This is a genomic window from Parendozoicomonas callyspongiae (genome assembly GCF_023502345.1).
Classification (GTDB): domain Bacteria; phylum Pseudomonadota; class Gammaproteobacteria; order Pseudomonadales; family Endozoicomonadaceae; genus Sansalvadorimonas; species Sansalvadorimonas callyspongiae.
Genome location: NZ_JAMFLX010000038.1, coordinates 1 through 21,277, shown reverse-complemented (window position 1 = coordinate 21,277; position 21,277 = coordinate 1). Strand labels below are relative to the sequence as shown.

General features: G+C 48.0%; 17 protein-coding genes and 1 pseudogene. 8 read left to right on the top strand and 10 right to left on the bottom strand.

The genetic code is table 11. The features are described from left to right. Positions 1 to 4: 4 nt before the first annotated feature. Positions 5 to 1,519 (bottom strand): S10 family peptidase, encoded by a 1,515-nt coding sequence (locus M3P05_RS18700; RefSeq protein ID WP_249701624.1) that lies wholly within the window; start codon positions 1,517 to 1,519, stop codon positions 5 to 7. 200 nt (positions 1,520 to 1,719) lie between these two features. On the opposite strand from M3P05_RS18700, the gene M3P05_RS18695 reads away from it, so the two are divergent. Beyond that, positions 1,720 to 2,739: a helix-turn-helix transcriptional regulator gene (locus tag M3P05_RS18695; protein ID WP_249701623.1), complete on the top strand. Its 1,020-nt coding sequence runs from the start codon at positions 1,720 to 1,722 to the stop codon at positions 2,737 to 2,739. 363 nt (positions 2,740 to 3,102) lie between these two features. Here M3P05_RS18695 and mmsB read toward each other — a convergent pair. The 6 genes and pseudogenes from mmsB to M3P05_RS18665 all read right to left on the bottom strand — a co-directional run. Continuing rightward, positions 3,103 to 3,993: pseudogene (mmsB, locus tag M3P05_RS18690) on the bottom strand (3-hydroxyisobutyrate dehydrogenase); the annotation flags it as partial. 27 nt (positions 3,994 to 4,020) lie between these two features. Continuing rightward, the gene (locus tag M3P05_RS18685) at positions 4,021 to 5,514 is read right to left on the bottom strand and encodes a CoA-acylating methylmalonate-semialdehyde dehydrogenase (RefSeq protein ID WP_249701621.1); all 1,494 of its coding nucleotides are present in this window, start codon (positions 5,512 to 5,514) and stop codon (positions 4,021 to 4,023) included. Between the two features lie 109 nt (positions 5,515 to 5,623). Then, positions 5,624 to 7,108, bottom strand: a complete 1,485-nt coding sequence (gene prpD / locus M3P05_RS18680) for a 2-methylcitrate dehydratase (RefSeq protein WP_249701620.1) — start codon at positions 7,106 to 7,108, stop codon at positions 5,624 to 5,626. 30 nt (positions 7,109 to 7,138) lie between these two features. After that, positions 7,139 to 8,263: a bifunctional 2-methylcitrate synthase/citrate synthase gene (prpC, locus tag M3P05_RS18675; protein WP_249701619.1), complete on the bottom strand. Its 1,125-nt coding sequence runs from the start codon at positions 8,261 to 8,263 to the stop codon at positions 7,139 to 7,141. A gap of 54 nt (positions 8,264 to 8,317) precedes the next feature. Continuing rightward, positions 8,318 to 9,223, bottom strand: coding sequence for a methylisocitrate lyase (prpB, locus tag M3P05_RS18670; RefSeq protein ID WP_249701618.1), 906 nt, complete (start codon positions 9,221 to 9,223; stop codon positions 8,318 to 8,320). Next, on the bottom strand, positions 9,220 to 9,948 hold the full coding sequence (locus M3P05_RS18665) for a GntR family transcriptional regulator (protein WP_249701617.1): 729 nt from the start codon (positions 9,946 to 9,948) through the stop codon (positions 9,220 to 9,222). Before M3P05_RS18665 ends, prpB begins: the two co-directional genes overlap by 4 nt. Positions 9,949 to 10,287: 339 nt before the next feature. Here M3P05_RS18665 and pabB point away from each other — a divergent pair, with 339 nt between their 5' ends. Beyond that, positions 10,288 to 11,685 carry an aminodeoxychorismate synthase component I gene (pabB, locus tag M3P05_RS18660; protein ID WP_249701616.1) on the top strand — a complete coding sequence of 466 codons (1,398 nt, stop codon included), beginning with the start codon at positions 10,288 to 10,290 and terminating at the stop codon, positions 11,683 to 11,685. A 46-nt stretch (positions 11,686 to 11,731) separates the two neighbouring features. On the opposite strand, the gene soxR is transcribed toward pabB, so the two are convergent. Then, positions 11,732 to 12,181, bottom strand: a complete 450-nt coding sequence (gene soxR, locus M3P05_RS18655) for a redox-sensitive transcriptional activator SoxR (RefSeq protein WP_249701615.1) — start codon at positions 12,179 to 12,181, stop codon at positions 11,732 to 11,734. Between the two features lie 98 nt (positions 12,182 to 12,279). On the opposite strand from soxR, the gene M3P05_RS18650 reads away from it, so the two are divergent. After that, positions 12,280 to 12,699, top strand: a complete 420-nt coding sequence (locus M3P05_RS18650) for a VOC family protein (protein WP_332842030.1) — start codon at positions 12,280 to 12,282, stop codon at positions 12,697 to 12,699. A gap of 55 nt (positions 12,700 to 12,754) precedes the next feature. Here the strand turns inward: M3P05_RS18650 and thrH are convergent, their stop codons facing one another. Then, the gene (thrH, locus tag M3P05_RS18645; RefSeq protein WP_249701614.1) at positions 12,755 to 13,372 is read right to left on the bottom strand and encodes a bifunctional phosphoserine phosphatase/homoserine phosphotransferase ThrH; all 618 of its coding nucleotides are present in this window, start codon (positions 13,370 to 13,372) and stop codon (positions 12,755 to 12,757) included. A 216-nt stretch (positions 13,373 to 13,588) separates the two neighbouring features. Between thrH and M3P05_RS18640 the strand changes: the two genes are divergently transcribed. Beyond that, positions 13,589 to 13,867, top strand: a complete 279-nt coding sequence (locus M3P05_RS18640; protein ID WP_249701613.1) for a hypothetical protein — start codon at positions 13,589 to 13,591, stop codon at positions 13,865 to 13,867. Between the two features lie 69 nt (positions 13,868 to 13,936). On the opposite strand, the gene cysB is transcribed toward M3P05_RS18640, so the two are convergent. Continuing rightward, positions 13,937 to 14,911 carry an HTH-type transcriptional regulator CysB gene (cysB, locus tag M3P05_RS18635; protein ID WP_249701612.1) on the bottom strand — a complete coding sequence of 325 codons (975 nt, stop codon included), beginning with the start codon at positions 14,909 to 14,911 and terminating at the stop codon, positions 13,937 to 13,939. 186 nt (positions 14,912 to 15,097) lie between these two features. On the opposite strand from cysB, the gene M3P05_RS18630 reads away from it, so the two are divergent. The 4 genes from M3P05_RS18630 (at position 15,098) to M3P05_RS18615 (ending at position 21,037) form a co-directional block, all read left to right on the top strand. Beyond that, positions 15,098 to 15,874, top strand: a complete 777-nt coding sequence (locus tag M3P05_RS18630; RefSeq protein WP_249701610.1) for a sulfite exporter TauE/SafE family protein — start codon at positions 15,098 to 15,100, stop codon at positions 15,872 to 15,874. 456 nt (positions 15,875 to 16,330) lie between these two features. Further along, on the top strand, positions 16,331 to 18,253 hold the full coding sequence (locus tag M3P05_RS18625) for a PrkA family serine protein kinase (protein ID WP_249701609.1): 1,923 nt from the start codon (positions 16,331 to 16,333) through the stop codon (positions 18,251 to 18,253). A gap of 20 nt (positions 18,254 to 18,273) precedes the next feature. Next, on the top strand, positions 18,274 to 19,554 hold the full coding sequence (locus tag M3P05_RS18620) for a YeaH/YhbH family protein (RefSeq protein WP_249701608.1): 1,281 nt from the start codon (positions 18,274 to 18,276) through the stop codon (positions 19,552 to 19,554). After that, complete coding sequence (locus tag M3P05_RS18615) at positions 19,547 to 21,037, top strand: SpoVR family protein (RefSeq protein WP_249701607.1); 1,491 nt, start codon at positions 19,547 to 19,549, stop codon at positions 21,035 to 21,037. Before M3P05_RS18620 ends, M3P05_RS18615 begins: the two co-directional genes overlap by 8 nt. Positions 21,038 to 21,277 lie beyond the last annotated feature (240 nt).

Below are 21,277 nucleotides of genomic sequence, written 5' to 3'. Positions count from 1 at the left end.
GCTGTCATTTGTTCAATGTCTGGCTAAAGAAATCGCTGATATCTTTGGTCCACTGTTTGCGGCTGGCCTGATTGGCATAAAACATATGTCCACCAGAGTAATTTCTTAAAGTGACTCTGCTTCTATGATCTTGGGGAAGTTTCATCTGGTGGGCAAACCGTTTGGAAGCAAAGTAAGGTGTAATCAGGTCATGAATGCCATGACAGATAAACACTTTCATATGCTCATTGGCGGCCATGCCTTTGCGCAGATCATCCATACTGGTGACTTGGTGAAAAGTATCGTGCATTTTTTCATCAGCTTTCCACTGGGCAAAAACCTTTTCATTCAGAACCTCATACTCCCTGTCAGTATCCAGTTTCAGCTCACTGCGTAACCAGTGATTAATTGCAGCTTTGAAAACCCTGAAAATCGGATAAAGGGTCGGGTCCGGAGCATCCTGCCTGCTTCGGTCCGGGAAAGGATCAATGCCGGTTATTGTGCCATCATATTTGCCAATAACCTGATGCTGATCACGAAGCAGCATCCTGGTAAAGCTTTCAAAACTGATACGCCCACCGCTAATCTGAGCGTCCTCAACAGACAGTCCGATAAACTGGGCAAACCGTTTAAGAATCTGTTGACGGCGTGAATCTGGCATAAGATCACCGGATGCCAGCAGGCTGGCGTAATCAGTCAGGGCAAAATCCTCTGCTTTCTCCAGCACATCATCCAGCGTGCCCTTAATACCTTTCACCCGATCATGGAAAAAACTGGATGCAACCAGCGAGGGAAACAGGTTGAGGTAATGGCTTATGCCATAGTCACTGACATCCAGGTCCGCGAACTCCAGCGCCGGTGAAATCAGGATAGCTCCGTTAACGCCCAGACCATGCTGTTCGTTCATTTGCTGGGCCAGGCGGGCAACACGATAGCCGCCGTAACTTTCTCCGGCTATAAACAGAGGGCTTTGCCAACGATGATGCAACGATAAAAACCGGCTTATAAACTCGCACAGCGCATCGAGATCACGTTTGATGCCGTAATACTCACTATCCTGCTGCTTTTTGGCTTTCTCTTCACCTTCTTTGGCTTTGTCATTTTCAATAGTATGACTGAAACCGGTACCAACAGGATCAACAAAAACAAGATCTGTGAAAGGCAGCCATGAGTCTGAAGACTGTTCGGTCTGAACCGGCGGAGGCATCAATCTGCCATCCTCCTCAAAACGGATTCCTTGCGGACCAACTCCGCCCATATGGAGAAAAACAGAAGCGGAACCCGGGCCACCGTTAAATAAAAAAGTCAGCGGACGATCATTAGTTTTTGATTCAGATTCAAGCAGGTAAGCAGTATAAAACACAGAGGCGCTGGGCTTGTTATCAACATGCAGTGTCATCCAGTCTGCTTTAACATGATATTTCAGCTTTTTGTTTTTTAAACGAAAATCTTTTTCAGCAGTAATACCAGGGTTCTTTTGCGCTGCTTGATCTTTCTGGTCAGCTTTATCTCTGTTGTTATCTTGTTCCTGCTTATCCATGATTTCACCCGCTCATTTCAATATAAACAGGATCGGCATAGAAAATTGGAATAGCAAATCTTTTTTACCAGTAAACTTCACAGACAAAACCGCAAGTTTTGACACACTTTTGCGACATCCTTTCTATAGAATCGCCACCATTGAGTATTACTAATGAAGCCAGATAATAACTGGCAGGAAATTTATCAGGAGCAAAAAAATTGGATCGCTCCGTAACGGAAAAAATGGCTGCACCTACATCTTATGCGAACATGGTACCGGAAGATTATCTTCTGGCTTCGCTGGCGCCTGTCTGGCGGGTACGGATGAAACGGGCCATTGATTTTCTTCAGGAAACAATTACACGCATACCTCCCCCATCCTGGGAGGAAGTTGCAGAAGAAAGTGCGGTTTCACCTTTTCATTTTCATAGAATGTTCCGTGCGGTATTTCAGGAAACACCCAGCCAGTATATTCGCAGGCTGAGAACCAGAAGGGTTATTAATCACCTGTTGCAGGAAAACTCTTCTGTCATAGAAGTTGCCATGCGGTTTGGTTTTTCGTCTTCACAGGCTCTGGCCAAGAACCTGCGCCGGGAAGTGGGCATGTCAGCCAGTGAAATTCGCGCCATATCCAATAGTGAAGATTCCACGCTTAAAGACAAGCTGCTGCTCAAACTTGGTCATCCCAAATCCCAGAGTGATCAGTGTATTGAAGCAGAACTGGCCAAAAATATTGTCTTTCGTGTAGAACATAGCCCGGAAATATTTGCCAGTGTCGAGGAAATTGATCAAATCTGGTTTGATGCCCTTGATTCGTTTTATCAGCGCAAACTTAAGGACAAACCCGAGCCGGCTCTTATTATTGGTAAAACATCAGATCTGGGTAAAAACTACAACGCCCAGACTTTCTGGATAGGCCGACACGTAAATGACAATAAACAAGCCAACCTGATAGTTCCTGCAGGAACATATCTCTGCTGTGATGTAGTTATTAATAGCATCAGCGCATATACCGCTATATGGGATGCACTCTATAACAAATTACTTGAAGACGGCCTGGAGCCAGATAGTAATGGCTTCACAATAGATATAATTCAGAACCCGAAGGATGTGTTATCCAACAGTCCTGGCCAGGTTCATATCAGATTAAAGCTTGATGAAAAACGCAGCGCTGTCGAAGGACATAAACCTACCCCCATCAGAAAGAAGACAGGAAGCCGGGCGGCAAGAATCATCTAGGATTTACTTATAATCAACGACCACGACATATGAGTGGTTGATCAAAAATCGGGGATCTTAGTGCTCCCGTTTTTTTGCAGGATTGATGCTTAACAGCAGGTCAACTTTTTCAGTGGAGCCATAACAAAATCATTGTGACAGAACCAGTCTGACTTTAACCCGGGGGAAATTAGCGCAAAAGAAACCAGAATCGCAGGCAGCGTTCTTTTATGAAAGGCTTTCATTTCAACTTTATCAATTACGTGGTTTTGTCAGCGTGACAATAACACTGATGAGCAAAACATATATGGCATGAGTTGGTAAAAGAAGAGGGACAACCTGTTGGTAGGATTTCCTGCCAACAGGTAAATGGGATACAGATGATTAGGAATTATCAAACATCTTATAAATACTTGAAAAGTCCTTACCACCCTGCCCGCTTCCGGCATGCAAGGCAAACAGATTACGGGCCAAAGCTCCCAGCGGAGTAGTTTGTTGACTGGCGGTAGCTGCCTCCAGTGCCAGGCCAAGATCCTTCAGCATCAGATTGACCATAAAGCCACCCTCATAATTATTGCTGGCAGGAACGCCATCCATAACGCCAGGAACCGGATTGTACTTCTGCAATGACCAGTTATCCCCTGAGCTCTGCTTCATAATTTTGGACAAAACCTCAGGCTTCAAACCATTGGCTGCACCCAACGCCAAAGCCTCAGCGGTGCCGGCCATATGAACAGCAAGCAGCATGTTATTACACATTTTTGCCAACTGGCCATTACCGGCATCACCGGCATGAAAAATATTCAGGCCCATAACATCAAGAACAGGCCTGGCGCGCTCAAGCGCATCCGTGGTGCCGCCCACCATAAAAGTCAGCGTACCGGCAGCTGCACCGGCAGTTCCGCCGGATACCGGCGCATCAATAAACATCAATTCCCGCTCCTGGGCTTCTGTTGCCATATCTCGAGCGGTCTGCATATCGATTGTGCTGGAATCAACAATCAAAGTGCCCGGTTTTACTTTGGCGAACAACCCATCAGCGCCTGAGTACAGGTTCCGAACTATATCTCCATTAGGGAGCATGGAAATGACGGCATCAGCATCCCGCACAGCATCTGCCGGAGTTTCAGCAACTTCACCGCCTTCATTTGTGAAATTCTGAACCTGGATGGCTGACAGGTCATAACCAATAACCGGAAAGCTGGCATTCACCAGATTGACAGCCATGGGATATCCCATATTTCCCAGGCCAATAAATGCAATCTTCATATTTGCCCTCTCTTTGTCATTATTCTTATCAGGCTATTTCAGATGAATAGTCATATTGGGACCGGAATCCACTGGGCGATCGAACCAGCGGCTGGTTACAGTCTTGGTTTCGGTATAGAACCGTACTGCCTGCTTGCCATAAGCATGCTGATCCCCGTAGAACGAACCTTTCCAGCCGGTAAATGAGAAGAATGGCAGCGGCACAGGAATGGGAACATTGATACCAACCTGACCGACTTCCACTTCATGGCGATAACGGCGGGCAATCGATCCGCTGTTGGTAAAGATTGATGTCCCATTGCCATAAGGGCTGGCATTAACAATCTCCAGAGCTTCATCGAAGCTGTTCACTTCCATGCAACTGAGTACAGGGCCAAAGATTTCTTCCTTATATATGGCCATATCAGTTGTCACTCCAGTGAACAGCGTGGGGCCGATCCAGTTGCCGTCAGGATGACCAGGCACAGTACAGTCAGAACCATCCAGCAGACACTGTGCTCCCTCTTCCTTGCCCTTGCTGATCAGGGAAAGAACCCGTTCCTTGGCCTGAGGGCTGATTACCGGACCAAAAGCGGCAGAGCCATCATTCCAGGCACCGGGCTGGGCTTTGACCAGGGCATCACGAACTTCGGGAATCCATTCACGGGAACTGCCAACAAAGACCGCAACACTGATAGCCATACAGCGCTGCCCTGCTGCGCCGACAGATGCTCCAACAATATTGTTGATAACCTGCTGCTTGTCAGCATCGGGCATAACCACCATATGGTTCTTGGCCCCGGCAAAGCACTGGGCACGTTTCAGGTTATCTGTTGCTGTCTTGTAGACATGCTGGCCAACAGGAACTGAGCCGACAAAGGAAACACCCTTGATGTCATCATGTTCCAGCAAGGCATTGACCTGATCCTTGCCGCCATGAACAACCTGCAGAACACCTTCAGGCGCTCCCGCTTCCTTAAACAGTTCGGCCAGACGCATTGGTGTATGGGGATCCTGCTCTGAAGGCTTGAGAATAAAAGTATTCCCGCAGGCTATGGCCATAGGGAACATCCACAGAGGGATCATGGCCGGGAAATTAAAAGGAGTAATACCAGCAAAGACACCCATTGGCTGCACATAACTGACGGTATCAATACCTGTGGCAACATTCTCGACGGATTCTCCCATCAGCATCGGGGCAATATTGGCCGCCTGCTCAACAACCTCGATTCCTCTCCAGACATCTCCCTTGGCATCTTCAAAAACCTTGCCGGTTTCCTGGCTGAGGATTTCTGCCAGCTCATCATGATGCTCTTTTATCAAAGCCTGGTAACGCAGCATCAGGCGGGAACGTTCAGGAACAGCAACATTACGCCAGGTTTGGAAAGCCTCTTTGGCTCCGGCAATAGCCTGTTCCATTTCACTGGTGGTTGTTAAAGGAATTTTAGAGAGGATTTTACCTGTAGCCGGATTGGTGACGGGTATGACACCTTCCGCTCGGGAGTCAACATGGGTGTTGTTAACAAATAGAGGAACACGGTGAGACATTGAACAGAACTCCATGACTATTTATATTCTTTACGCTTACAGGTCAAACGCAGCCCGCTCTGAGGGCTTTCATCTGCTGGTGGTTGCCAATTATCAAATACCGTATTAATCAGATCACAAACAGATCCATAAAGGCATTAACCGGAGTGGCTTCCAGTTTCTGCTGCTGTTTGCAAAGATCAAAGATTTGCTCACTACGGCCTGCCGGGAACCGGGTTGCAAGATTGGCCTGGAACTTATCTTCCAGCAGAGGAATCCCTTCTTCCCGACGACGACGATGGCCAATCGGATATTCCACAGCAACCTTTTCGGTAAAGGTTCCATCTTTAAAGAATACCTGGATTGCGTTGGCGATTGAGCGTTTATCCGGATCGTGATACTCCTTCGAGTAGCGCTCATCCTCGATAATTACCATCTTGTCGCGCAGCTTATCGATTTCAGGATGGGCATTATGGAAACCATCTTCATACTGCTCGGCAACCAGTTCACCAAACAATAGCGGAACAGCAGCCATATACTGCAGACAGTGATCACGATCAGCCGGGTTGGCCAGAGGACCAACCTTGGAGATTATCCGGATGGCTGATTCATGGGTGGTCATCTCAACCCTTTCGATCTCATCCACCCTGCCCTTTACCTGCTCATGCAGAGCAACGGCAGCTTCTGCTGCTGTCTGAGCGTGGAATTCTGCGGGGAAAGAGATTTTAAACAGCACATTCTCCATTACGTAGGAACCGTAATCTCGCTGGAAGGCAAACTTACGCTCATCTTCCTGCTTTAAATGCTGGTCTTTATTGGTCTTGGAGAACAACACATCATAGAACCCCCACTGCGGTGCACTTAATGCCCCGGGAATCCCCATCTCGCCGCGCATGGCAATATCTACCAGACGTGCAGCACGGGAAGTGGCATCGCCAGCAGCCCAGCTCTTACGGGAACCGGCATTAGGTGCATGACGGTAGGTACGCAGACTCTGACCGTCCACCCAGGCGTGGGACAGAGCAGAAAGAGTTTCTTCCCGGCTGGCACCATGCAGACGTGCGACAACAGCTGTTGAAGCCACTTTCACCAGCACCACATGATCCAGACCAACACGGTTAAAGGAGTTTTCCAGAGCCAGACAACCCTGAATTTCATGGGCCATGATCATGCTTTCCAGCACATCACGTATGGTTAAAGGGTCTTTACCTTCAGATACCCGCTTTTGAGACAGGTAATCCGCCACGGCCAGAATACCGCCCAGATTATCGGAAGGATGGCCCCACTCTGCTGCCAGCCAGGTATCGTTGTAATCGAGCCAGCGCACGATACAACCAATATCCCAGGCGGCTTTTACCGGATCTAGACGGAACTGGGTACCAGGAACACGGGCACCGTTGGGAACAGTCGTTCCTTCAACAATAGGGCCAAGATGCTTGGTGCACTCCGGGAAACGCAGGGCCAGGAGGCCACACCCTAAAGTATCCATCAGGCAGTTACGGGCGGTATCCAGTGCTTCTTCGGATTCCACTTTAAAGTTCAGGACATAATCGGCTATATCCTGGATGACCTGGTCGTAATCAGGCCGGTTATTCAGATCAACGTTGCTGCTCATTTTAATTCTTCTACTCAAATACTTGTCAGGTTAACGTGCGTCGATAGCAACCCAGCTGCGTGGCTCTGGGCCAACATAATCGGCAGATGGACGGATTATTCGGTTATTGGCTCGCTGTTCCATCACATGGGAAGCCCAGCCGGTCAGGCGCGAACAGACAAATATCGGGGTAAACAGCTTGGTTGGAATATCCATAAAGTGATAGGCAGACGCATGGAAGAAGTCTGCATTGGGGAACAGCTTCTTCTCATCCCACATCACTTTTTCCACCATCTCGGAAACCGGATAGAGAACTGTATCACCGACTTCATCGGCCAGGATCTTCGACCAGCCCTTGATAATATTGTTACGCGGGTCAGATGTGCTGTAGATGGCATGACCAAAGCCCATAATCTTGTCCTTTCGGGCCAGCATTCCAAGAACTTCTTCTTTGGCCTGTTCCGGACTGCTGTACTTCTCGATCATCTCCATGGCCGCTTCATTGGCACCACCATGCAGAGGTCCTCGCAGGGAACCAATTGCTCCGGTAATACAGGAGTGCATATCGGATAAGGTTGAGGCGCAGACACGAGCAGTAAATGTAGACGCATTAAACTCATGCTCGGCATAGAGAATCAGCGAAACATCCATACAGCGGCGATGATTGTCGCTGGGCTTCTTATCAAGCATCAGGTGCAGGAAATGCCCGGCAATACTGTCATCATCGGTTTCAGTATCAATGCGTACACCATCATGGCTGAAGCGATACCAGTACAGCAGGATTGATGGGAAAACAGACAGCAGACGGTCTGCGATATCCTGTTGCTGTTCAAAACTCTGCTCGGTTTCAAGGTTACCCAGCATGGAACAACCGGTTCTCATCACATCCATGGGATGGGCATCGGCCGGGACCTCTTCAAGAACTTTCTTCAGCCCATTGGGCAGACCACGCATACCGCGCAGCCGGGCTTTATAGTCTTCCAGCTGGTTGGCATTGGGCAGTTCACCATGGAACAACAGGTACGCGACTTCCTCAAAAGTGGCATGGGTTGCCAGTTCATGAATATCGTAACCCCGATAAGTCAGGCCTGTGCCACTTTTACCGACGGTGCAAAGAGCTGTTGAACCTGCACTCTGCCCTCTTAAACCGGCTCCACTCAAAACTTTCTCAGACATAAAACGTCTCCAATCAATTATTGTTTTTATTGCAGTGAAAGGACGACCTGTTTATTACTCGTTCTCTTCGGCAAACAGGCGGTCAAGAGTCTGTTCGTAGTCGTGATACCCAAGGAAATCATAGAGTTCCATACGGGTCTGCATGGTTTCCAGCACAGATTCCTGGCTGCCTTTATCCAGCAGTGTCTGGTAAACATTCAGCGCTGCTTTGTTCATGGCGCGGAAAGCACTCAGCGGGTAGAGCACCAGATCAATACCGGCTCCAGCCAGCTGCTCGCAGTTAAACAGTGGTGTGGCACCAAACTCGGTAATATTGGCCAGAACAGGAACTTTTACCGCATCAACAAACTGCTGGTAATCATCCAGGGTATGCATGGCTTCCGGGAAAATCATATCGGCACCGGCTTCAACACAGAGGCAGGCCCTTTCAATAGCCGAGCCCATACCTTCAACCTGCAGAGCATCGGTACGGGCCATAATCACAAAGTCATTGTCGGTTCGGGCATCAACCGCTGCTTTCACCCGGTCAACCATCTCCTTCTTGCTGACAATGGCTTTGTTTGGCCGATGCCCGCAGCGTTTCTGGGCAACCTGGTCCTCAATATGAACGGCACCTGCGCCAGCACGTTCCATTTCTTTTATGGTACGACTGATATTGAAAGCGCCACCCCAGCCAGTATCGATATCAACCAGTAAAGGCAGTTCTGAGGCCGCGGTGATGCGCCGGACATCCTCCAGCACATCATTCAGAGATGTCATGCCCAGATCGGGCAAACCATAAGAGGCGTTGGCAACTCCACCTCCGGAGAGGTAGATCGCCTTATGGCCAACCTTTTCTGCCATCATGGCGGTATAGGCGTTAATGGTTCCGACAACCTGCAGGGGATTATTCTCCGATACAGCGTTGCGGAAACGACGGCCTGCTGATCCTGCAGATGATCCTGTTGGAGGTGAGGTCATAATACAGTTTCCTGTCGTTCTTCGGTTTTGTTGTTTTTATTAACCGCAGATACCGGATTTGATCTGCTGTTATTCCAAGTTTTTTCCAGGCGCAGTCGGGACGTACGAATATGGCGCCGCATAAGAAGCTCTGCCATCTCCCCATCACCATCTGCCAGCGCATCAACAATATGCTGGTGCTCATTAAAAGCATGTACCGGACGGTTGCCGCCGGTGCTGGCCTGGTAACGATACATACGAATCTGATGGTAAAGCTCGCCGCACAGGGTATCGATCAATCGCTGGTTTCCGGAACCAGTTACTATGCGGTAATGAAAATCAAGATCGCCCTCCTGCTGGAAGTAGGCGATACCCTCCTGGAGATCAGACTGTTGCTGATGGCTTTCCAAAAGTCGGTACAACTGATCAATCTGGCTTGTAGACATTTTTGTAGCTGCCAGACGACAGGCCAGCCCTTCCAGAACTTCCCGAATCTGGTAGATATCCAGCAATTCATTCTGTCCAAGAGAAACAACTTTGGTACCACTGTGAGGTGTTCGAACAACCAGCTTGCGGGATTCAAGCCTGTGAATGGCTTCGCGCAGTGGACCCCGGCTGACGCCATAGCGGCTGGCCAGCTCTGCCTCGCTAAGGCGCATACCCGCAGCAAGATCGCCGCGAACAATGGCATGCTGAAGCTTTTCAAACAGTTGATCGGACAATGTCCGAGGAGAATCTACCGACATTTATCATTGTCAACAATTGGTCAGTGTGCGATGAGCCTATAAGGGTTTTTACTGAGGGTCAAATCTTTTTAGAAGGCCAATTGTCAACAATTAGCCAGAGTTAAAAGAAATTTATAGTCATAAACTTCCGTGCTATGTACTTCGCTGGGCTCGTGGCTCTGTGTTATCACTACCACGCATACCAACGTCGCTGACAAAAAGGCGACAAATCAATAATATTCTTGAAAGATACATTTTTGTTGTTTTTACTCTTGTTTATTGATGTGTTGCTTTGAACCTTGGCGCAGCATCAGTACAATCCGGATATACTTTGCACGATACATAGATGGCGTTTTCTCTGTGCCTCAACTTCCCCTAAAGTCTTTACAGACCTCTCAGCTCCCCTATCTGACCAATCCCTGTGAATGGCTTGATCGTATAAGCTCCCTTGGTTATGCCCTTTTGCTGGATAGTTGTGGCTCATTGCCAGGCAGTAACGGTCGGTTTGATATCATTACCGCAGCTCCCGAGCTGGTGACTACGGTCAGGGATGGAAAAACCTATATCCTGGATACCGCAAAAGGTGTCGAAACGGAATCAGACCAGTCTCCTTTCGCAGCCCTGGACACCCAGCTGCATGGCATAACACCGCTGGAGTACCATGATCTTCCCTTCACCGGCGGGCTTGCAGGATATTGGGGTTATGAGCTGAATAATCTGCTGGAACCAACCAAGGTTCCGCCACGCAGGCACAGTGCTCCGGATATGATTGTTGGACTCTATCTCTGGGGCATTGTTACCGATCACGAGAAGAAAACCACGCAGCTGTTCTTTCATAACGATATTGCCAGAGCAAAGATCGAACAGATCCTGAAAGTGCTGGAAGCACAAGTTGAACCAACTGAATCACCCAGCTTTTCCCTTGAACAGCCTTTCGCACCGGATATTAGCCGGAAACGGTATAACCACTCTTTCGAGCAGATTCAGGAGTGGATTCAATCAGGTGATTGCTATCAGGTGAATCTTACCCAGCGGTTTTCGGCCACTTATCTCGGTGAGCCATTAACAGCCTATAAGAAACTGAGAGAACTCAGCCCGACTCCCTTCTCCGCTTATCTGGACTATCCGGAAGTCAAAATTCTCAGTCACTCACCTGAACGGTTGTTAAAATCTGAGCAGGGCCATATTGAAACCAAGCCGATCAAAGGTACGCGTCCTCGTGGCAAAACAGAAGACGAAGATCAGGTATTTGCGGATGAACTGCTCAACAGCCCAAAAGACCGGGCAGAAAACCTGATGATTGTTGACCTGCTGCGCAACGACCTGGGACGAAACTGTCAGCCTGGCAGTATCAGTGTTCCCATCCTGTTTGGTCTGGAAAGTTACGCTAACGTACACCATATGGTCAGCACCATTACCGGCCAGCTTGGTGATGACAGAACCAATATTGATTTACTGCGTGATGCTTTCCCCGGCGGTTCAGTCACCGGCGCCCCGAAAATCCGATCCATGGAAATTATCAGAGAGCTTGAGCCAGAGGCTCGTGCCGTTTATTGCGGCTCCATCGGTTATATCAGCTGTGATGGAACCATGGATACCAATATCCCCATCCGCTCTCTGATGGCCGATGGCGAGAATATTCATACCTGGGGGGGCGGTGCTATCGTGGCTGACTCTGACTGTGATAGTGAGTATGAAGAGTCTTTGACAAAAATCCGCAATCTGGTCAAAGGGTTAGAAAGCAATTTTCATAACTAATCGTCATTCTCGCATGAAGCCATTATATGGCTTCATGCGGGATGAATTATTCTCCAGCTTCTTTCTCTAGAAGAATGGCTCCAGTTCCCTGCTTGGATAACTCGTCTTCATTGTTATATATCGGGCAGGTCTCCATCGATAAGCACCCACATCCAATGCACCCTGTCAGTGAGTCCCTCAGCTTTTCCATATAGGCAATACGTTGATTCATATCCTCCCTCCAGAAGTTGGCCAGTTTCTCCCAGTCCTTTTTATTGGGAGTGCGACTATCAGGGAGGCAGGATAAAGCCTGGCGGATATTTTCCAGACTGATTCCCATTTTCTGAGCAGCCTTGATCACGGAAATACGTCTGAGCACATCACGTTTATAACGGCGCTGGTTGCCCTGGTTTCTCCAGCTTCTTATCAGCCCTTTTTCTTCATAGAAGTGCAGTGTTGAAACCTTCACCCCACACCTTTCTGCCACTTTGCCGACCGTGAGATTTGGCACATCCATCTTTTTCTCCGGAAAGTGAAAATAATACTTTACCTCAAGTTAACCTGAGGTTTTACCCTGTAGATACTGTCATAAAACAGAAAAGAGGGAGAGCAAACATGATGCATCTGGAACATTTAAACTTGGTTGTCAGTGATCTTGAAAAGAGCCTGAAGTTCTACAAGGCAGCCTTCCCACATTGGCATGTTCGCGGTGGAGGCGAGGGGGAATGGTATGGGAAGCCAAGAAAGTGGATTCATTTTGGTGATGATTATAACTACCTGGCATTCAGCGATCATGGTGAAGGAACGAACCGTGACCTTACAGGAGCCCAGGTTGGGGTAGCCCACTTTGCATTTATCACTAACGATCTACAGGCGTTGAAGGCACGTCTGGCTGAATCAGGCTTCCAGCCCAGCAAAGATGGTGCAGATTCACCCTACCGAAACAATATCTATTACATTGATCCTGACGGCTTTGAGGTGGAGTTTGTTGAGTATCTCAGCGACATCCCAGAACAACGGAATCATTATGATTAGCCGTTTTCAGAGGAGAAAGGGAGTCTGAAGGGCGCCCTTTTCTCCTCTTTCATTTTTACAGCTCGATATCTCTGTTACTTGCCCTGCAAAACTCAAGTTTCAATTCTTCATAGGTATGAACGGCAGGAAACTGTGGAAACTCTTCAATAACATTCTGTGGCGCCTTAAACAGAATCCCCTGCTCGGCTTCTTTTAACATCGAGGTATCGTTATAGGAGTCTCCGGCAGCAATAACCCGATAATTCAGGTCATGAAAAGCCCGTACCGAACAGCGCTTGGGATCTGGCTGACGGATAATATAACTTTCCACACGACCGCTGTTGTTCACTTTCAGCCTGTGACAGAGCAGTGTTGGAAAGCCAAGTTGTCTCATTAAAGGCTGGGCAAATTCATAGAAAGTATCGGAAAGAATAACCACCTGGAACCGTTCCCTGAGCCAGTCAAGAAAACTGCGAGCCCCTGGCATAGGCGACATTTCAGCGATAACCGCCTGGATTTCCTTAATCCCAAGACCATGTTGATCCAGTATTGAGAGGCGCATCTTCATCAGCTCGTCATAATCAGGAATATCTCTGGTTGTAGCCCTGAGTTCTTCAATACCGGTCTGCTCTGCAAAACGTATCCAGATTTCAGGAATCAAAACACCTTCCAGATCCAGGCATGCTATTTCCACACTGACTCTCCGCTTATCGTTATTATGTTGTTCTTGTTTGTGCACTCTAACTCTGCCTTAGCAGGCAGGCAACTTGTTAAGTACCAGAAATACAACGCCGGTTATATGTTTATGTCACTATATTATTATCCGGTGCTAACACAGGCTTGTAGAATTTTCTGTATCTCACAACTAGAAAATCAATATCACCGGAGAAGCCGGGAGGTTGAGTGCACAATGAAAATCACCATGGTGAAAAAAGTTCTGGCGGATGGAAGCTCCTGTAAAAAGTGCGACCAGGTGATGCAGAAACTGGAAGAATCTGGCTATATCAGCAGAATTGATGAGGTTCTAGAAGCCAGGGAGAACGATCCAAAGAGTCAGGGGGCACAGCTTGCTTATGTTTTAGGTGTGACCAAAGCCCCCTTCTTCGTTGTTGACCGGGGAGAACCTGAGCCTGAGGTTTATACAATTTATTTCAAACTTGTTAAGGAAGTTTTTGAGTCAGCCAGATAAGTGATATAACTCCTAAAGAAAAACCGGCTGTTACGCCGGTTTTTTTACATCTGGGTAGAGAACATCTCATTACAGTGTTGGTAGATCTAGGTGCTGGAAAACCTCTTCCATATCAGCCCGGTTATGACGAAGCACTGCTTCATCGACCAGCTCTTTTGTCAGGTGAGGAGCAAACTGCTTGATAAAGTCATACATAAACCCGCGCAGGAATGTACCCCTGCGGAAACCAATCTGGGTTACGCTGGGCTCAAATAGATGTGTTGCATCAAGTGGAATCAGATCATGATCCAGTTCTTCGCTGTAAGCCATCTTAGCGACGATACCTATTCCCAGCCCGAGTCGAACATAGGTTTTGATGACATCCGCATCCGCAGCAGTAAATACAACCTTGGGAGCAATCCCCTCTTTCATAAAGGCTTCATCCAGCTTGGAGCGCCCGGTAAATCCGAAGACATAGGTCACAATTGGATACTGCCCAACATCCTGAAGGGTCAGGCGGGGTAACTGCGCCAGAGGGTGGTTTCTTGGAACCAGGATACAGCGATTCCACTTGTAGCAAGGCATCATAATCAGGTCTGAAAACATCTCCAGAGCTTCTGTTGCAATGGCAAAATCCACAGTGCCATCTGCCGCCATTTCAGAAATCTGGGTTGGTGTTCCCTGATGCATATTGAGGGAAACGTCGGGGTATTTGCTGATAAATTCCTGAATTACGCCGGGAAGTGCATAACGAGCCTGAGTATGTGTTGTCGCTATGGAAAGCGTACCTTTTTTCTCATTACTGAATTCCTGTGCAACCTGCTTGATTGAGTCTACCTTACGAAGAATCTCGCCGGCGGTTTCTATGATTTTTTCACCAGCAGGGGTAATTCGGGTCAGGTGTTTGCCGCTTCTGGCAAAAACCTCAACCCCCAGCTCATCTTCAAGTAAACGTATCTGCTTACTGATTCCTGGCTGAGAAGTGTAAAGACTCTGAGCCGTGGCCGATACATTTAAGTCATGATGGGCAACTTCCCAAATATACCGTAGCTGTTGCAGCTTCATTCGTGGTCTCCCATCAACCTGTACCCAACTCTATATATGACGTAGGTATAAAAATATAAATAAATATTACTTAGAAGAATAGATGTTGGTTGATACATTTGCCAGCAACCTAGAAAACGAGAGGGTTTAATCGTGATTTTGACCAAACTGCAAAACATTTATAACCCTAGACAATAATAGATAGTTATGGATGCTTTACTTTACATTCTTGCCGGAGCTGGAGTTGGCTTTGCGGTGGGCCTCACAGGGATCGGGGGCGGTTCATTAATGACACCGTTACTGCTGCTGTTTGGCTTCCCGGCGCCCACGGCCATCGGCACCGATCTTATGTACGCAGCTATCACCAAAACCGGTGGTGTTGTAGTGCATCACCGGCAGCACACCATAGACTGGTCAATCGTTGCACGTCTTGCTGCAGGCAGCATACCTGCATCGTTAATGACCATCTGGCTGTTGAGCAACTGGTTCAATAACAGTGATGCCTATGCGCGGATTCTTACCAGCAGTCTTGGCTTTATGTTGATCATGACAGCACTGGTTCTGCTGTCACGTCGTAAATTCGTAAAATCTGATCAAACCCAGGGGATGGTTAGCTGGCTTCAGGGGCATGCTCAGGTTGTGACCTTTATCATGGGTTTTCTACTAGGTGTTCTCGTTACCTTGTCATCGGTTGGAGCCGGTGCTTTTGGTACAGCGGTACTCTTGGTTCTATACCCTGCCCTTGCATCAGTCAGAGTTGTTGGAACGGATCTTGCGCATGCAGTACCACTGACCCTGGTTGCTGGATTTGGCCACCTTCTGTTGGGTAATGTTGATTTCTTGTTATTGGGATCACTGCTGATTGGATCGTTACCCGCTATTCATCTGGGGGCCAAACTTGGACAGCGTTTACCAGAGATTCTGCTGCAACGGCTGTTAGCCCTGATTCTTCTTGGTATGGGTATCCGTTACGCCTTCATCTAACAGGTCTAACAATTCTCTTTTTTATTCCTGACAAAGGTATATGAGTCACAGTTCCACTTTTTCTTTTATAAGACGAATCCTCAAGGCATCTATACTGGCAAGGCAAAACCAAACTGCAGGTAGATGAGAATGGTTGTCTCTGAACTCAATGAGCATGAACCCCATTCGGTATCTGTTCGATGTACTCTGGACAGCAGACTGTATTATCTGGCCCGAAAACATTCACTGTCTTTAACTGAAGCCCTTGCCAAAGGGCTTCAGTTAAACCTTAAGCACCCCAAAGAACCTACAAACAACTCAGAACAGCTTTCCCTCAGCACCCGGCTCACCATGGATTCCACAGAATATCCTCTGGGCTTGAGGCATTCATTTTATTGACCTGAAGCTGTCCAGATTTCCCGTCTTTATTGCAGCCACTTCCATACCGTTCAACGGTTGCCATAGGAGTGTCCAAACATGCCACTGTTCGCCCATTACCAGAAACGATTTGAGTCTGTTCAGCAGGAGGAGATGAGCATTCGGGATTACCTGAATCTCTGCAAGGAAGACAAAAGTGTTTATACAAGTGCCGCTGAACGTATGCTGCTGGCAATTGGTGAACCAGAAGTGATCGATACCTCTAGAGATGCCCGCCTCAGCAGAATTTTTTCAAATAAACTGATCAAACGGTATCCGGCATTTGATGACTTCTATGGTATGGAAGAGCCGGTTGAACAGCTGGTGGATTTCTTCAAACATGCCGCCCAGGGACTGGAGGAGAAAAAGCAGATTCTTTACCTGCTTGGACCGGTCGGTGGCGGCAAGTCGTCTCTGGCTGAAAAGCTGAAAGAGTTAATCGAAAAGATTCCCTTCTATGCCATCAAAGGTTCTCCAGTCTTCGAGTCCCCTCTTGGTCTGTTTGATCCGGCTGAAGATGGCCCGATGTTGAAGGAAGAATACGGAATACCCAGCTGGTATCTGAAGTATGTTATGTCGCCCTGGGCAGCCAAACGACTTAAAGAATATGGCGGTGATATTACCCAGTTTAAAGTGGTAAAGCTTCACCCCAGCCGACTGAACCAGATCGCAGTCGCCAAAACCGAACCGGGCGATGAAAACAACCAGGATATCTCCAGCCTGGTCGGTAAAGTGGATATACGACAGTTGGAAGAATATGGTCAGGATGATCCGGATGCCTACAGTTTTTCCGGTGCACTCTGCCGAGCTAATCAGGGCATTATGGAATTTGTTGAGATGTTCAAGGCACCCATCAAAGTGCTTCACCCGCTGCTGACGGCTACCCAGGAAGGTAACTACAACAGTACCGAAGGACTCGGTGCCCTGCCCTATGAAGGAATTATTCTGGCCCATTCAAACGAGTCAGAGTGGCAGGCATTTCGCAATAACAAAACCAATGAAGCCTTTATTGACCGGGTCAATATCATCAAGGTGCCCTACTGCACCCGTATCAGTGAAGAAGTGAAAATCTATGAAAAGCTGCTGCAGCACAGTTCGCTGCATGATGCCCCCTGCGCCCCTGACACGCTTAATATGCTGGCTCAGTTCTCTGTTCTTTCCCGGATCAAGGAGCCGGAACACTCATCAACCTTCTCCAAGATGAAGGTCTACGATGGTGAGAATCTGAAAGATACCGACCCCAATGCCAAGCCCCTGCAGGAATACAAGGATATTGCCGGTGTTGATGAAGGCATGGAAGGGCTTTCCACCCGCTTTGCTTTCAAAATCCTGTCCAAGGTTTTCAACTTTGATCCTACCGAAACCGCAGCCAATCCGGTTCACCTTCTCTATGTCCTGGAGCAGCAGATTGAGCAGCAGCAGTTTGCCAAGGAAATGGAAGATCGTTACCTCGGCTTTATCAAGGGTTACCTGACACCCAAATATATCGAGTTCCTGGGCAAAGAGATCCAGACCGCCTACCTGGAATCCTATTCCGAGTACGGCCAGAATATTTTTGATCGCTACATTACCTATGCCGATTTCTGGATTCAGGATCAGGAATTCCGTGATCCCGACACCGGCCAGATTCTGGATCGCAACGCCTTGAGTGAAGAGCTGGAAAAAGTTGAGAAGCCTGCCGGTATTGCCAATCCCAAAGATTTCCGGAACGAAGTGGTCAACTTTGTCCTTCGTGCCCGTGCCAGCCTGAACGGCAAGAATCCGGAGTGGCTCAGCTATGAGAAGATGCGTTCAGTGATCGAGAAGAAGATGTTCTCCAATACTGAAGACCTGCTCCCGGTTATCTCCTTTAATGCCAAGGCTTCCCAGTACGACCAGCAAAAGCATGCTGACTTTGTCAACCGTATGGTTCAGCACGGCTATACAGAAAAGCAGGTGCGGTTGCTCTCCGAATGGTATATCCGGGTTCGCAAATCCCAGTAAGCTGAACAGGGATTGCGCCCATGAGCATCATTATCGACCGGCGTCTTAATGCCGGAAAAAAAAGCACGGTTAACCGGCAGCGTTTTCTCAGGCGCTACAAAAACGTTATCAAGAAATCTGTTCAGGAGACCATTGATCACCGTTCCATCAAGGATACGGACAGGGGCAGTGATGTTTCCATTTCCCGCAAGGATCTGACCGAACCATTTTTCAGCCATGGTCAGGGAGGGCAAGTCGAACACATCCATCCCGGTAACAAGGAGTTTCAATCCGGTGACCGCTTTAATCGTCCTCCTCCCAGCGGAGGCCAGGGAACAGGAGACGGACAGGCCTGTGACAGCGGCGAAGGTATGGATGAGTTTGTCTTCCAGATTAACCGGGAAGAGTTCCTGGATTATGTGTTTGAAGATCTCGAACTTCCCAACCTTGTCCGCAAGGAGCTGAAAGACTCAACAGAGTTCAAGTACCGCCGGGCAGGGTTCACCAATGCAGGCTCACCGGACCGGATAAACGTTATCCGGTCCCTCAAGCAGGCCCATGCCCGCAGAATTGCACTTGGTGGAAAAGATCGTAGAGAAATTCGTGCCCTGCGCAGACAGCTTAGAGAACTGGAGGTCAGTCCGGAACCGGCGGAAAAGGAAAAAGTGGAAGAACTGCGCCAGCAGATCAAGGATCTGAACCAGAAGCTCAGGCGCTTACCTTTTATCGATGAGTTTGACCTTTGTTTCAATAATATGGTCAAGGTTCCACAGCCATCCTGCAAGGCAGTAATGTTCTGCGTTATGGATGTGTCAGGCTCCATGACCCAGAGCATCAAGGATATTGCCAAGCGATTTTTTATGCTGCTGTACCTGTTTCTTCAACGCAACTATGAGTCCTTAGAAGTCGTTTTTATCCGCCATCATACGATTGCCCAGGAATGCACTGAGGAAGAGTTCTTCTATTCACGGCAGTCGGGTGGAACCCTGGTCTCAACTGCACTCAAGCTGGCGGGTGAAATTATCGCCGAGCGTTATCCGGTACAGAAGTGGAACATCTATGTGGCCCAGGCTTCGGACGGTGATAACTGGGATGGTGACAACAGTAAATGTGAAAAGCACATCGTTAAGCAGATACTTCCCAACAGCCAGTATTTTGCCTATGTCGAGATCGCTGATCAGCCACAGAATCTCTGGTACACCTATAAGGGTCTAGAAGGCAGTTACCCTGACCGGTTTGCCATGCAGAAAATTACCAGCCAACACGATATTTACCCGGTGTTCCGCCGCCTGTTCGAAAAGAGAGAGGGTCAGAATGCCTGATAAGAAACCACTGTCGACTGGTTCTGACTGGACTTTCGAGCTTCTGGAAAGTTACGAGTTTGAGTTTGCCCGCCTGGCAGAAAAATACCGGCTGGATACCTATCGTAACCAGATTGAAATCATCAACTCGGAGCAGATGATTGATGCCTATTCTTCAGTAGGTATGCCACTTATGTATAACCACTGGAGCTTTGGCAAACAGTTCCTGGGCAACCTTCAGAACTACCAGCGTGGCCGTATGGGGCTGGCCTATGAAATTGTGATTAACTCCAACCCCTGTATCTCCTATCTCATGGAAGAGAACACCATGGCCATGCAGGCTCTGGTTATCGCCCATGCCTGCTATGGTCATAACTCCTTTTTTAAAGGGAATTATCTGTTCCGGCAGTGGACCGATGCCGATTCCATTATTGATTACCTTCTCTTCGCAAAAAAATATATTGCCCAGTGTGAGGAGAAATATGGTGTAGATGCTGTTGAAGAGTTACTGGATGCCTGTCATGCCCTTCAGAATCAGGGCGTTAATCGATACATGCGGGCCAACCCAGTATCTGCCGCAGATGAAAAGGCCAAGGCTATTGAGCGTGAAGAGTATATCCAGAGAAATCTGAATGACCTATGGCGAACTATTCCCGTTAAAGAGGAAGCGGAAACATCGAATATCACCCGTTTCCCTAAAGACCCGGAAGAAAACATTCTCTACTTTGTTGAAAAAAATGCTCCATTATTAAGAACATGGCAGCGGGAGCTGATACGAATTGTCAGAAAGATTGCTCAGTATTTTTATCCGCAGCGTCAGACTCAGGTTATGAATGAAGGCTGGGCCAGCTTCTGGCATTACACCCTGATGCACGATATGTACGACGAAGGGCTGATTCCTGAAGGTTATATTTTTGAGTTTCTGCATTCACACAGTAATGTTGTTTTTCAGCCGGATTTTGATGATCCGCGCTACTCCGGCATCAACCCTTATGCATTAGGTTTCAATATCTTCAGGGATATTCGTAGAATCTGTGAGGAACCAACGGCAGAAGACCGGGAGTGGTTCCCTGATATTGCTGGCAGCAACTGGCTGGATACTCTTCACTTCGCCATGAAGAATTTCAAGGATGAAAGTTTTATTCTGCAGTATCTCTCGCCAAAAGTAATAAGGGATATGCACCTGTTCTGCATTAATGACAATGATCAGAAAACTTACCTGGAAGTGAAAGCCATCCACAATGAACCAGGTTACAGGGCTCTGAGAGAATCCCTGTCAGCCCAGTACAATCTGGGCCGCAGGGAGCCAAACATTCAGGTCTACAACGTCAATGTTCGCGGAGACCGATCTTTGTCATTGCGGCACGATATGCATAGAAACCGCCCTCTGAAGCAGGATACAACAGAGAGCATTCTTCAACATCTGCGCTATCTATGGGGCTTCGATGTTCACCTACACTCAGTGGATGGCAGTGGTTCAAGCAAGTACCAGTATCGTGCCTGATATCTGTGTATCAAAGAGCTTTTAATGGATCCGGGTATTTGTAACTGTAATAAATCAGCCGTTTCAGGCGATCACAGTTTACGATGCGGTATGGTTTTTCCTCATCGGTAAACTGGGGCGGTTTAATACCAGCTTTAAAGAGAGTGACAAAAGATTCTAAGGGAAGATCATGGATATAAGAAGAGATCAAACTGGCGGATCAGTACAGGGTGAAAGTCTATTAGGTAATTCAGCAAAGAC